Below are 14,715 nucleotides of genomic sequence, written 5' to 3' on the forward strand. Positions count from 1 at the left end.
CGTTATATTTTCAAACCGTCCGCTTAAAAACGCTGCCAGTTATCCTGCCCACTTGTCGCCAGTGCCAGCACCGGTTTAGGTGCCCTGACGGCTGCAGGGTTGCGCTGTGGCGTCTCCCCTGAGGCCGACGGACCGGCAAGCGTAAACTTCCGCACCAGCGCAGCAAGCGTATCGGCCTGTTCCTGTAGAGAGAGCGACGCGGCTGAGGCTTCTTCGACCAGGGCCGCATTCTGCTGAGTCACATCGTCCATCTGATTGACCGCCTGATGGACCTGCGAAATTCCCTGACTCTGCTCGGTGGCCGCCGCAGCGATTTCGTTAACCAGATCGGTGACCTGACTGACCGCACCGCGCATCGTCTCCATATTGTGGTTCACGTTATCCGCCTGGGAGGTTCCCGATTCGATCAACGCGTTCGACGACTGAATCAGCCCTTTGATTTCACGGGCAGCGGTGGTGGAACGCTGCGACAGGTTGCGCACTTCGCCTGCTACGACGGCAAAGCCGCGCCCATGTTCGCCGGCACGTGCCGCTTCAACCGCCGCATTGAGCGCCAGAATGTTGGTCTGAAACGCAATGCCTTCAATCAGGGTGATGATGTCGCCCACCTTGCCCGAACTGTCGCGAATCGAGGCCATGGTATTCAGCATGGTATTGAGTGCCGCAGAACTGGTGTCAGAGAGATTGCGCGTGTTTTCTGCAAGGTGACTTGCCTGGCGCGTGTTGTCTGCGGTCTGCCTGACGGTTTCGCTGATTTGGGTCATGCTGGCCGCGGTTTGCTCCAGCGAGGCCGCCTGCTCTTCCGTGCGGGCCGACAAATCTTCATTGCCTGCCGCAATCTGTGCCGATGCACTGCTGACCGACTGTGAGGCGCTGCTGACCGCGTGCAGGGCAGAAGAGATGCTTTCCATCAGGCGATTATACGACCGCGCCATGATGCCGACTTCATCGCGGCGACTGTCATCCGCCTTTAGGGAGAGATCAAGACGGGTGCTGGCGCGCTCCATCACATCACCGATGGCCTTCAGGCTGCGGCGGACGCGCAGGATGGTGAAGATCGTCAGCATGCCCAGCCCGATAATCGTCAGGGCAATACCAGCGGCCATGCCCCATTTGGTCTGCAGGTAGATATGTTGGTTTTGCAGGCGCAACGCTTCGCCAATTTTGCTGTTAAAGTCAAACTGATTGCGATAACTGCTTTTGAGTTGGGTGATGGCGCCGCCGATGCCTTCATCATCACTTAACAGCGCCAGGCTGAGTGCGTTCTGATGCGATCGGGAGGCGTTAAGAAACGCCGGAAGGTTTTGTTTTACCGCCGCGATCAGCTGGAGTGACTTATCCGTCATCGCCCGATCCTCGTCATTAGTAATATCATTATCGACATAATATTTTGTTAATGTCGAAATATCCTCAATGCGTTTTTGGATCACAGCTTCAAGGCTGGCCAGTTTACCGTTCTCGTCTTCGGTCTGATGACGATATAACGCCACGGAGAGGCGATTACTTTCGTCCACCAACCGGTTCAGCACCTTGAGCGAATCAATCGTGTTGACCTGCACATATTCAAATCGCGCCTGAAAACCCGCGAGAAGTGAAATAGTTACGATCCCTAGAATAATTAACGAACCTGCTAAAAGCGAAAAAGCCAGAGAGAGTCTTTGCGTCATATTCATTAAACCGAGCTCCTTTCTTTCCTCCGAGCTAATTCCCGAAGGAAGCCAGAAATTAATCGGCAATATTAAATAAATATTTATTTCAAAATTTTTAACGTTGAATTCGATTTCAAGTTTAAATTAATTATGCATCGTAAAAAATTATCGTGAATAAAATAAAATAAAATAACAAACAAAAACAATCACCAAACAAACTATATTATTTTGAATATACTGTATCGGTAATTAAAGGATTGTGACAGAGGGAGAGACGTTGATTTCGAGGCAGGAAGGAAAAGCCAAACGGCGGGGCCAGCGCGCCCCGCCGTGGTGACATCAAGGGCGGGAGGACGGCCGCCACAGCCAGAGCACGGCAATCGCCAGTGCAAACAGTGCGCCGAAGCCCATGCCGGTCGCCACCGCGGGCGCGCCAGCCCGTATGGCTAAGGTATACAGCCCAAGCATCACCAGCATGGCGGTGTTTTCAACGAGGTTCTGTACCGCGATGGCATTACCGGATCCCACGCTCTGTTTGCCCCGCTCCTGCAGCAGCGCGTTAAGCGGAACCACGAAGAAACCGCCGAGTACGCCAATCACTAACAGCAGCAGGTAAGCATTCAGCAGCGTATGTTGCAGCGAGAAAATCACCACCACGATCCCAATCAGCACACCGGCAGGCATACAGCGGCGCACGGTCTCCAGCGTAACCAGCCTTGCCGCCAGCGCCGCGCCCACGACGATACCGACCGCCACCATGGCATTCAGCGTGGTCGGGGTTTTGTTATCCTGGATCCCCAACGCCACCGGCACCCATAATACCAGCAGAAAACGCAGCGTGACGCCTGCGCCCCAGAACATGCTGGTCCCGAGCAGGGAGAAACGCGTTTCAGCGTTGTTCCACAGTACGCGCGTTGCGGCAATAAAGCTGCGCAGCATGGCCGCGAAGTTCCAGCTCTGGCCGGGACGCGCGGCGTGCAGTTTAGGGATAAACAGGTTCGCCGTTACCGCCACGGCATAGGTCAAGGCACAGACCGCCAGCGCGGCAACCAGGTTCCAGTCAGCCAGGATGCCGCCCGCCACCGAGCCCAGTAAGATCGCCGCAATGGTGGAAGCTTCCATCAGCCCGTTGGCTTTGACCAGCTTCTCGTCATGGGCGATTTCCACAAGAATGCCGTATTTGGCGGGCGAATACGCCGCCGCGCCGATCCCCACCAGGGTGTAACCCAGGAAGGGATTGAAGCCAAAGCAGATGATCATCGCACCCAGTAGCTTCAGGCTGTTGGCGAACATCATGACCCGCCCTTTGGCAAAGCTATCCGCCATCTGCCCCACAAACGGGGCCAGCAGGATATAGGTTGCCACAAACAGCATCTGCAGGATCGGCTGGCTCCAGTCGGGATAGAACTGGTTTTTTAATAATGCCAGGGTGGCAAACAGCAGGGCATTATCGCCGAACGCGGAGAAAAACTGCGCCACCATTACCGCTATCATGCCGCGCGACAATAACGGCGCATCACGTTCTACGATCATGCCTGTTCCTCTTCCGCCATGTTTTTCAGCGTGACATAGTCAGGTTTACCACTGCCCAGGAGGGGCAACGTTTTTACCACGCGAATGTCGCGAGGTACGGCCAGCTCGGCAGCCCCCAGCTCACGCGCGGCTTTTTGCAGGCTCTCGCGTGCCAGTTCGCTGTCGGTAGTAAACAGCACCAATGCTTCACCCCGATTACCGTCAGGGCGCAGCGAGGCCGCATGCTGTTTATCCGAAGAGGCCTTCAGGGCAATCTGCTCGACCACCTCCAGTGACACCATCTCACCGGCTATTTTGGCAAAGCGTTTGGCTCGCCCCTGAATCTGGCAGAAGCCGCCCTCATCAAAGCTGACGATATCGCCGGTATCGTACCAGCCCGCTTCACTCTGGCCTTCGCCGTTATCAGCTGCCGGGGTTTCCAGCACGCCGGGGTTCTCGACCCGCAGATAGCCCTTCATGATGTTAGGGCCACGCAGCTGTAGCTGCCCGCCGTTTTCGATGCCCGGCACCGACATCAGGCGAGAATCCATTCCCGGCAGGATACGGCCCACGGTATGCGCTTTCGCGGCCATCGGCACGTTGATCGCCACCACCGGCGCGCATTCGGTGACGCCATAGCCTTCCAGAATACGAATGCCGTACTTGTCCATATACAGCTGGCGCGTGGTTTCCTGCAACTTCTCTGCCCCGGCCACCACGTAGCGCAGTCGCGCAAAGTCATAGGGCTGGGCAAAGCGGGCATAGTTACCCAGGAAGGTGGAGGTCCCAAACAGAACGGTGCAGTTACGGTCGTAAACCAGCTCCGGCACGATCCGGTAGTGCCGCGGGCTGGGATAGAGAAAGACCTGCGCTCCGGTCATCAGCGGTGTAAACAGCCCCACGGTCAGGCCAAAAGCATGAAACAGCGGCAGGGCCGACATAAAACGGTCGCGCGGCGTAAAGTCTGCCACAGTACGGATCTGTTCAACGTTGGCCAGCAGGCTTTTGTGCGAGTGCACCACGCCTTTGGGATGGCCTTCCGATCCCGACGTAAACAGCACCATCGCCGCCTCTTCCGGCTGCTGCGCCACCTGGGCCTGGCGCGGCGCGATCAGATGCGCCAGTATCCAGAGCTTGTCTTTGAGCGTGACGGTATCCTTCAGATCTTCCAGGTAGATCCACTGTACCTCTGTCAGGCCCTGCGGCAGGTGCCACAGGTTGCCCTTGTCCAGAAACTGGCGGGACGTAAACACGGTTTTCACTTTTGATGCGGTCAGCGCCGCGCGCATGCCGCTTACGCCAGCGGTATAGTTCAGCATCGCAGGCACGCGCCCACGCAGGGAAGCGCCCAGGATAGCCGCCGCGGTGACCGTGGCGTTAGGCAGCAGCAGCCCTACGTACTCGTTGGGCTGACTGTAACGCTCCAGAATCCGTCCGACGCCCAACGCTTTTTTCAGTAAACCGGTATAGCTGTCCGGTTTGAAATTCACGTCTTCAATGCAGCGTTTAAACGCGCCGTAGCGCTGGCGGGCATTGAGAAATGCCTCAAACAGGGTTTCCCGTGGGCGCACGGCCATGCGTGCTTCCATCATAATGTGATGCAGGTGTTCACCGGCCAGCACGCGACGATCACGGGCGCGTTTCGCTTCAGGCATCGGAATATGGGTGCCGGGTAAAACGCTGAGTGTGATGCGCGGAAACAAACGACGCTTAAAGACGCCCGCCAGGCGACCAAACGGCGTAAACTCCGCGCCTTCAATGCGCATCGGCACCACGGTGGCACCAGATTTTGCCGCGACAAATCCGGCCCCGCTGTAAATTTTCATCAGCGATCCGGTGACGGTAATCCGGCCTTCCGGGAAAATGACCACCGGACGCCCGCTGTCGATCAGCCGCACCAGCTGCTTCAGCCCCAAAGGTTTAGTGGGATCGAGCGGAACAAAATCCACGTACGGCTTGATGAGACGTAAAAACCAGTGCTCGCTGATCGATGAGTAAATCGCAAAAACCGGTTTGATGGGCAGAAACAGCGCCAGCAGCGCCCCATCCAGAAACGAGGTGTGATTCGGGGTAATCAGCACCTTCTGCTTATGCAGTTCAGCGAGATCGCCCCGGAGTTCAACCCGCCACAGCAGGCGGAATACCAGGCGGAAAAAGGTGAATAACATGCCGGCTCCTTAGCATCTTAAAAATAGCCACTCACGATGCAGGATTTAGCCGTAATCGACAACTGATTATTGGCAGATTTCAGCGCTATGCCGCCTTCATGGTGCGGTATGCCAGCCGCCGCCCAGCGCCGCGATCAGCGCCACGCTACTGACCCACTGTGTGCTTTTCAGCGTCAGTAAACTTTGTTGCGCGCTCAGGCTGCTGTTTTCGGTTGTCGCCACATCCAGATAGTCAATCATCCCGGCCTCATACTGATTGCGTGTGACCTGCGCCGAAGTCTGCGCGGCGGCGGTGGCGCGCTGCTGTGCGGCGATTTCGCCCTGCAGCGTGTTCAGTTCCACCAGGCGGTCTTCGACATCCTGCATCGCCGTCAGCACCGTCTGTCGATAGTTCGCCACGCTGGCATCGTAGGCAGCGCGGGCCTGATCCACACTGGCCGAGGTGGCGCCAAAGTCCAGCAGCGAGCCGCTCAGCTCGGGTCCCAGCGACCAGACGCGGTTAGGTAACGCGAACAGGTTATGCAGCGCAGAGGCGCTCACGCCGCCGCTGGCGCTGAGGGTGAGATCGGGATAGTACCCGGCGGTGGCAACCCCGATCGCCGCGTTGGCTGCCGCCATTTTACGCTCGGCCATGGCGATATCGGGACGGCGCTGCAGCAGTTCGGCCGGTAAGCCGCCGGGGATCGCCGGTAAGGTTGCCGTCAGGGTTGCGGCAGGCAGGCTGAAATCCGCAGGCGCTTTGCCCACCAGCAGGGCGATCGCATGTTCCATCTGGGCACGCTGCCACTGATAATCCTGGGCCGAGGCGCTGGCGCTCTCCAGCTGTTGCTGCGCCTGAGCCACCGTGGCGCGGGATTCCGTTCCCGCCTGATACTGGTTCTGTATCACGCTCAGATAACGCTGATAGGCGGCGATGCTCTGCTGATACAAACCAATTTTTTCGTCCATGATGCGCAACTGGAAGTAGTCTTCCGCCAGCTCGGTCTGGGCGCTCAGGGTGATATTGGCGAGTTCCGCTGCGCTGGCCTGCGCGCTGGCCTGATCCTCTTCCCGTGTCCGACGCAGTTTGCCCCATAAATCCAGCTCCCAACTGGCATTCAGCGCCGCCTGATGGCTGCTGCTGGTGGTGCGCGTGCTGTCAGTGTGGCTGCCGCTCCGCGTCGTACTGGCGTCATAATCCAGGGTGGGAAACAGCGCCGCCCGGGACTGCGCCACCAGCGCCTGCGCCTGGCGGTACTGCGCCGCGTATTCAGCCACATTCTGGTTAGAGAGGCTGACCTGACTGAGCAGGCTGTTTAGCGTGGCATCCTGGTACACCGACCACCATTCGCCCTTGTGCCGATCGTCCTGGGGCGCTGCCTGCTGCCAGCCTCTGGCCTCTTTGTAGTGAACCGGCATCGCCATCAAAGGGCGTTGGTAATCGGGGCCAACAGTACAGCCGCTCAACAGCAGCACCAGCACGGCCGGAAGACGTGATTTCATGATTCAGGTTCCCGCATGGCGCAGACGACGCCATTGACGTTGGGTGGCACGGCTCAGGCGATCGAGCCACAGATAAATAACCGGTGTGGTAAACAGCGTCAGCAGCTGGCTCAGCGCTAACCCCCCGGCGATGGCAATGCCGAGCGGGCTGCGTAAGTCGGCATCACCGCCGCTGCCCAACGCCAGCGGCAGCGCCCCGAAGAACGCGGCCAGCGTGGTCATCATAATGGGGCGAAAACGCATCAGGCAGGCCTGGGTAATCGCCTGCTGCGGTGACAGGCCAAGCCGCCGCTCGGCATCAATGGCAAAGTCGATCATCATAATCGCGTTCTTTTTTACGATACCGATCAACAGGATAATGCCGATCAGCGCGATCACCGTGAGCTGCGTATTAGTCAGTAACAGCAGCAGCAGCGCGCCCACGCCCGCCGAGGGCAATGTCGACAGAATCGTCAGCGGATGAATATAGCTCTCATACAGCACGCCAAGAACGATATAGACCGCCACCAGCGCCGCCACAATCAGCCACGGCATCGTGGCGGTCAGTTGATTAAATTCGGCCGCTGTGCCGGCATAGCCCGCCTGAATGGTTGAGGGCAAGCCAATCTGGGCCATCGCCTGTTTGATCAGCGCCTCCGCCTGCTCCAGCGAGACGCCGTCATTCAGGTTAAAGGCCACGGTGCTGGTAGCTGACTGCCCCTGATGCGTCACCGTCAGCGGGGCATTGCCGCCCGTGAAGCTGACAAAGGCCGACAGCGGAATGCGGTCGCCGCTGTCGTTAATGACGTACAGCTGCTGCAATATCGCCGGATCGCGGGTATCGCTGTCCTGCAGCGACATCACCACGTGATACTGATTGAGCGTATGGTACAGCGTGGCAATCTGGCGCTGGCTGAACGCGTTATCCAGCATCGTGTCCAGCATCTTCACATTCACCCCCAGCCGGGTGGCCTGGTCGCGGTCGATCGTCAGCATCACTTCCTGACCGCCGGTTTGCGCATCGGAATCAACGCTGTTGAGCTGCGGAATCGCCGCCAGTGCCGCCTGGACTTTAGGCGTCCACTCGCGCAGCAGGGCCAGATCGTCCGCCTGCAGGCTGTACTGATAGGTGGCATTGGCACTGCGCCCGCCGATGTGCAGATCCTGCGCCGCCATCAGAAACAGCTGCGCGCCGGGGATCTTACTGGTTTTCTGGCTTAAGCGGTTAGCCACCTGGCTGGCCGTGGCATCACGCTTGTCAAAAGCTTTAAGCCGGACAAAAAAGTCGGCGTTATTGCGCGAGCCAAACATCCCGCTGCCCATGGATGACATCACGCTTTCAACGGCAGGATCGGACCGAATGATGTTGGTGAACTGCAGCATCTTCGGCTTCATCGCCTGAAACGAAATATTCTGATCCGCCCGTAAGGCACCCATCAGCAGGCCCGTATCCTGTTCGGGGAAAAAGCCTTTCTGCACCACCGTATAGAGAAACAGGTTAAGCAGCACGGTGAGCAGCAGGCTAAGCAGGGTCAGTTTCTGATGGCGCATGACCCAGTTGAGACCGCGCGAGTAGGCCGCAAGCGCGTGGTTTAACTGATTTTCAATCCACTGATAGAGCGGATGCGGGCGCTTGCTCACGTTGGGTTTCGGTTTCAGCAGCCGCGCGCAGAGCATCGGCGTCAGGCTCAGCGAGACAAACATCGAAATCACCAGTGAAACGGTTAGCGTGATCGCAAACTCGCGAAACAGCCGCCCCAGCAGGCTGCCCATCAGCAGGATGGGAATAAACACGGCAATCAGTGAGACCGTCATCGACAGCACGGTAAAGCTGACCTCCCGCGCACCGCGGATGGCCGCACGCAGCGGGCGCTGGCCGGCTTCAATATGGCGGGTGATATTTTCCAGCACCACGATGGCGTCATCGACCACGAATCCCGTGGCGATGATCAGCGCCATCAGCGACAGGTTATCCAGGCTGTAACCCAGCAGGTACATCACCGCACAGGTTCCGATCAGCGAGACCGGTAGCGCCAGGGCCGGAATAATCACCGCCTGCAGGTTGCGTAAAAAGACAAACACCACCGCAATCACCAGCAGCACCGCAATCAGCAGCGTTTCTTCGGTATCGTATAGCGAGGCGCGCACGCCGGGCGAACGGTCCACCACCACCTTAAGCTGAGTATCGGCAGGCAGATCTTTTTCCAGGGCAGGCAGGCGGGCTTTGATGGCATCGATCGTGTCCAGCATGTTGGCGCCCGCCTGGCGCTTGATGCCCACCATGACCGCCGGTTGGGCATTGAGGAAGCCGGCCTGATAGCGATCCTCCACTGAATCGTACACGCTGGCGACGTCGCCCAGGCGCACGACATTGCCGTCTTTGTTGCTGATAATCAGGTTGCGATAGCTGGCGGCTTTGTCCAGTTGGCCATTGCCGTCCACCATCCACGACTGGCTGCTGCCCTGCAGCGAGCCTTTAGGCAGCGTGGTGGTGCTGTTGGCCACCGCGCTGCGCACCGTATCCAGCGAAATACCCGCATGGATGAGCTTAAGCGGCTGCAGATCGATGCGGACCGCAGGCAGCGCGCTTCCCATTAATGACACGTCGCCCACGCCCTTGATCTGCCCCATCGCCTGTTCGATTTTACTTTCGGCCAGATCGTAGAGCTCACCCGGCGAGCGGGTGGCGGAGGTCAGCGCCAGCATGACAATCGGTGCATCCGAGGGGTTGGCTTTGTGGTAGGTCGGCAGCGATGCCATCGCGCTTGGCAGCAGGCTGCGTGCCGCGTTGATCGCCGCCTGCACGTCGCGTGCCGCGCCGTTGATATCCCGGTTAAGTTCGAATTGTAAAATGATGGTGCTGGAGCCCTGCGAGCTGTTTGAGGTCATCTCGGTGATACCGGCAATCTGCCCCAGCGAGCGTTCCAGCGGCGTGGCAACCGTTGCCGCCATGGTTTCCGGGCTGGCACCGGCCAGGCTGGCATTAACCATAATAGTCGGGAAATCCACCTGCGGCAGCGGGGCCACCGGCAACAGGCGGTAGCCCAGCACGCCAAGCAGCAGAATCGCCATCGTCAGCAGCAGCGTGGCGACCGGGCGGAAGATAAACAGCCGGGTCAGGTTCATTGCCCGCTCCGCGCCTGTTGCTGACGGCGTTTCACCCAGGCATTGCCGCGCTGGGCAATCCCATCAAACCACAGATAGATCACCGGCGTGGAGAACAGCGTCAGTACCTGGCTGACGATCAATCCGCCGACAATCACCAGCCCCAGCGGCTGCCGCAACTCGGCACCCGATCCGGACGCGAGCATCAGCGGCAGTGCGCCCAGCAGCGCCGCCATGGTGGTCATCAGTATCGGGCGGAAACGCAGCAGACAGGCCTGATGAATGGCTTCCCGGGGGGAGAGATGCTGCTTGTTTTCGGCCTCCAGCGCAAAATCGATCATCATGATGGCGTTCTTCTTCACGATGCCGATGAGCAGAATCACCCCGATCAGCGCAATCAGGCTGAACGCCGTATTCGCCAGCAACAGGGTTAACAGCGCCCCGACCGCCGCGGAGGGCAGTGTCGAGAGGATCGTCACCGGATGGATAAAGCTTTCATACAGAATGCCCAATACCACATACATCGTCAGCAGGGCCGCCAGTATCAGCCACAGCGTGTTACCTGTGGCGCTCTGAAACGCCGAGGTTTCTCCCTGATAGCGCAGCGTAATCGCCGAGGGCAGCTGCAGCTGCGCAGTCACTTTGGTAATGGCGTTCTGCGCATCTTCCAGCGAATAGCCGTCATTGAGATTGAAGGAGATCATCACCGCCGGAAACTGATTCAGCCGCATGTGCATCAGCGACCCGGTCCGCTGGTGGATCGTGGCGATGGCGGTCAGCCTGACCATGCCGCTGCTGGTGGTTGTGGCCGTGCTGGTGGCGGTTGAGGCTGATGAGGTATCCGGGCTGCTGCTGGCAGAGGTGCTGTCTGATGCGGTGCTGGACGTGCTGGCAGAGGGTTTCAGATACACATCGTCGAAAGCGGCCGGGCTTTGCTGGTATTGCGGAGCGACTTCCAGCACCACGCGATACTGATTCGACTGGGTAAAGATCGTCGAGACCAGCCGCTGTCCAAACGCGCTGTAGAGCGCGGTATCAACGTCCGCTGCGGTCACGCCCAACCGCGCGGCTTTGTCCCGGTTCAGCTCGACATAAGCCACCTGGCCCTGATCCTGTAGGTTACTTACCACGCCGTTGAACTCTGGCCGTTTCTGCAAGGCCGCCACCAGTTTCGGCGACCAGGTCACCAGGTCTTCGCTGTTGGCATCGTCAAGGGTGAACTGATACTGGCTCGGCGTGACCTGATCGTTAACCGTCAGATCCTGTGCCGGTTGCAGATAGAGCTGAATGCCGACCACGCGCGTTGCCGCCTGCTGCAGCTGTTTGATGATTGCACCGGCTTTGTCGTCGCGTTGACCAAAGGGCTTCAGGTTGATCTGCAACCGACCGCTGTTCAGGCTGGTGTTGTTGCCGTCAATACCGATGGTCGAAGAGACGCTCTCAACCGCCGGATTCTGCATGATCACCGCAGACAGCGCCTGCTGGCGCTTCGCCATCTCGGTAAAAGAGACGTCCTGCGTGGCCACGGTCACGCCCTGAATCAACCCGGTATCCTGAGTTGGGAAGAAGCCTTTGGGGACAAGGATATACAGCAGCGCGGTGAGAGCAAAGGTTGCCAGCGCCGCCAGCAGCGTCAGTTTCTGATGATCCAGCACCCGGGTCAGCAGGCGATCGTATCCGCGAATCAGCCAATCAAAAACCTCGCCGCCTTTGCGCGCGAAACGGGACTGCTTCTCGGGCGGAACAAAGTGCAGCAGGTAAGCACATAGCATCGGCGTTAAGGTCAGCGAGACCAGCATTGAAACCAGAATGGATACCGCCAGCGTGATGGCAAACTCGCGAAACAGGCGCCCCACCACATCGCCCATAAACAACAGCGGAATCAGCACCGCAATCAGGGAAAAGGTCAGAGAGATGATGGTAAAGCCAATCTGCTGCGATCCCTTTAACGCCGCCTCCAGCGGTGGCTCCCCTGCTTCCAGCCGCCGGGAAATATTCTCGACCACCACGATCGCGTCGTCGATCACAAAACCGGTGGCAATCGTCAGCGCCATCAACGACAGGTTATTGAGGCTGAAGCCGGCGAGATACATCACGCCAAAGGTTCCCACCAGCGAAAGCGGTACCGCCACGCTGGGGATCAGCGTGGCCGCCACGTTACGCAGGAACAGAAAGGTCACCATCACCACCAGCGCAATGGAAAGCATCAGCTCAAACTGGACATCGCTGATGGAGGCGCGAATGGTTTGGGTACGATCGGACAGGATGGTCATTTTCACGCCGTCGGGCAGCGCGGCCTGCAGCGTGGGCAACTGCGCCTTGATGCTGTCCACCACCTGGATGACATTCGCCCCCGGCTGGCGCTGCACGCCGATCACGATGGCCGGGTGGTTGTTGGCCCAGGCAGACTGAAAGCTGTTCTCCGGTCCCTGCTCAATATGGGCGATGTCCTTCAGCCTCAGGGCGGCGCCGTTCTGGTAGGTCAGAATCAGGTTGCCGTATTCGGCGGCGGTGCGCAGCTGGTCGTTGGCGTCAATGGTGACGGAGTGATAGCGGCCGTCAAATCCGCCCTTGGAGCCTTTGACGTTGCTGTTGCCGATAAGCGTATTCACGTCTTCCAGCGTCAGGCCATGGGCCGCCAGCGCCTGAGGGTTCATCTGCACGCGAATTGCCGGTTGGTGACCGCCCGCGAGCGTTACCATGCCCACGCCGGAAATTTGCGAGAGCTTGAGCGCAACGCGGGTATTCACCAGGTCCTGAACCTGCGTCAGCGGCAGAGTATCCGAGCTGGCAGCTAAGGTGATGACCGCACTGTCGGCCGGATTGACCTTTTTATAGGTGGGCGGCGTGGGCAGATCGGTCGGCAGCAAATTATTGGCGGCGTTGATGGCGGCCTGCACCTCCTGCTCGGCCACATCCAGCGACAGATCCAGGCTGAACGTCAGGGTGATGATCGACGATCCGCCTGAGCTGGTCGAGCTCATCTGGCTCAGGCCTGACATCTGTCCCAGCTGGCGCTCCAGCGGTGAAGTGATCGTCGATGCCATTACGTCCGGGCTGGCACCGGGATAGAGCGTTGTCACCTGAATAGTTGGGTAATCGACCTGCGGCAGCGCCGACGTTGAAAGAAACCGGTAAGCAAACAGGCCAGCGATCAGCACGCCCGCCATCAGCAGGATGGTGGCGACCGGACGCAGAATAAAGAGGCGTGACGGGTTCATTGTGCCTCAGCCGGTGGGGTCGGTTGGGTGCTGTCCGCGACCGAAACTTTACTGCCGTTGGTCAGGCGATCGATCCCTTCCGTGACCAGACGGTCGCCAGGCTTCACGCCCTGCAGAATAGCCTGCCACGTCTCACCGTAAGCCGGACCTGCCGTAACCGGCTGGCGCGTCACGGTGTTGTCTTTATTGATGATAAAAACAAAGCTGCCGTCGCTGCTCAACTGTAACGCCTGCGCCGGAATAATGGTGGCGCCTTTCAGCACGCTGGTTTGCAGGCGTAGGTTCACAAACTGGTTGGCGTACAGCGCCTCGTCGTCGTTAGCGAACATGGCTTTCAGCGTAATGGTGCCGGTCGCCGTGTCGATCTCGTTGCTGATAAATTTCACCTGCCCCTGACTCAGGGCATGCTGGTTATCCTGATCGAAGGCGGTGGCGGGCAGTGTCCGATCGTGATGAAGGGCTTTTACCAGCGTCGGGATATGACTTTGGGGCACGCTAAAAGTAACGGCGGCAGGCTGCATCTGGGTAATGGTCACCAGCCCGGTCGTGGAGGCACTCTGAATCATATTGCCCGGATCGACCTGACGCAGCCCTACCCGACCACTGACGGGTGCGGTGATGCGCGCATAGCCAATATTCAGCCTGGCGCTGGCAATCTGGGCCTGATCGGCAGCCACTGCGCCGCGATACTGTCCCACGGTCGCGATTTGCGTATCTAAATCCTGGCGGGACAGCGAGTCCTGGGCCGCCAGTTTACGGTAGCGTGCCAGCGTCAGTTCGGCACTTTTCAGCAACGCCATATTTTCGCTGAGCTCCCCCTGATACTGATTCAGCGTGGCCTCGTAGCTGCGGGGATCGATCTGCGCCAGCAGCTGGCCCGCTTCAACCTTCTGCCCTTCGGTGAAGTAAACCTTCTCCAGTTGACCGTCTACCCGGCTGGTGACCGTTACGCTGGCATTGGGGATCACCGTACCCAGCGAGTAGAGATAGACCGGCACATCGGCGGTGCTGGCGGTGCCGCTGTGAACCAGCGTCGTGCCGCCTTTCAGCATACCAGGGCCGCCATGGCGTCCGGCATGACCGCGCGCGGGCAGGGTGCCGCCTGCGCCTTTATGGCCCATCAGTCGCCATGCCACGGCGGCAACGATTAACAGCGCAATGAGCAGAAGCAGCCATTTCAGCCAGCGGGAACCACGGGTACGGGGAGCGTGAGTAGTCATCGAACTCTTCAGGTAAACAGGGATAAAAGAAATCCTCCGGATGGGAGGCATCGTCGAAACGGCATCTGCAAAGATTATCGGCTACTTGTGTTACGACTTTCCATCGCCAAACCGTAAGGGTTGCGTTAAGAAACCTTACCAGTCCCCTGCCCACGGGGTGGACCCGCACGAATAACAGGGGCTGGCGGCCGGAATAGTGGGCAAAAAAAACCCACGCATCTGCGTGGGTTGGTGTAATAACGATTGGCCTTGCCGGAGCAGTGCCCGTTTTCACACCCATCAATACCTCTGGGATGTCCATACTCTCACCCTGCAGGAGTCAGTGACAGGTGAAAAAGGAAAATGAATTCGGCGAAATGAAACGAGGTGTAAAAACATC

At 58.8% G+C, this 14,715-nt stretch carries 7 protein-coding genes; all 7 read right to left on the bottom strand.

Features of this window, described 5'->3' with window-relative positions; genetic code table 11:
* Nucleotides 1–23: 23 nt before the first annotated feature.
* On the bottom strand, nt 24–1,673 hold the full coding sequence (locus ACPXSQ_RS16110) for a methyl-accepting chemotaxis protein (RefSeq protein ID WP_014595180.1): 1,650 nt from the start codon (nt 1,671–1,673) through the stop codon (nt 24–26).
* A gap of 315 nt (nt 1,674–1,988) precedes the next feature.
* Nucleotides 1,989–3,182 (bottom strand): lysophospholipid transporter LplT, encoded by a 1,194-nt coding sequence (lplT, locus tag ACPXSQ_RS16115; protein ID WP_013024379.1) that lies wholly within the window; start codon nt 3,180–3,182, stop codon nt 1,989–1,991.
* Nucleotides 3,179–5,329, bottom strand: a complete 2,151-nt coding sequence (gene aas / locus ACPXSQ_RS16120) for a bifunctional acyl-ACP--phospholipid O-acyltransferase/long-chain-fatty-acid--ACP ligase (protein ID WP_426144154.1) — start codon at nt 5,327–5,329, stop codon at nt 3,179–3,181. Before aas ends, lplT begins: the two co-directional genes overlap by 4 nt.
* 96 nt (nt 5,330–5,425) lie before the next feature.
* Nucleotides 5,426–6,811: an efflux transporter outer membrane subunit gene (locus tag ACPXSQ_RS16125; RefSeq protein WP_014595177.1), complete on the bottom strand. Its 1,386-nt coding sequence runs from the start codon at nt 6,809–6,811 to the stop codon at nt 5,426–5,428.
* Between the two features lie 3 nt (nt 6,812–6,814).
* The gene (locus ACPXSQ_RS16130) at nt 6,815–9,916 is read right to left on the bottom strand and encodes an efflux RND transporter permease subunit (protein WP_110286545.1); all 3,102 of its coding nucleotides are present in this window, start codon (nt 9,914–9,916) and stop codon (nt 6,815–6,817) included.
* Nucleotides 9,913–13,116, bottom strand: coding sequence for an efflux RND transporter permease subunit (locus tag ACPXSQ_RS16135; RefSeq protein WP_013024375.1), 3,204 nt, complete (start codon nt 13,114–13,116; stop codon nt 9,913–9,915). The genes ACPXSQ_RS16130 and ACPXSQ_RS16135 overlap by 4 nt, the downstream gene beginning before the upstream one ends.
* On the bottom strand, nt 13,113–14,336 hold the full coding sequence (locus ACPXSQ_RS16140; RefSeq protein WP_019106712.1) for an MdtA/MuxA family multidrug efflux RND transporter periplasmic adaptor subunit: 1,224 nt from the start codon (nt 14,334–14,336) through the stop codon (nt 13,113–13,115). Before ACPXSQ_RS16140 ends, ACPXSQ_RS16135 begins: the two co-directional genes overlap by 4 nt.
* Nucleotides 14,337–14,715: the final 379 nt, after the last annotated feature.

The organism is Pantoea sp. EEL5 (assembly GCF_049892805.1).
Classification (GTDB): Bacteria; Pseudomonadota; Gammaproteobacteria; order Enterobacterales; family Enterobacteriaceae; genus Pantoea; species Pantoea ananatis.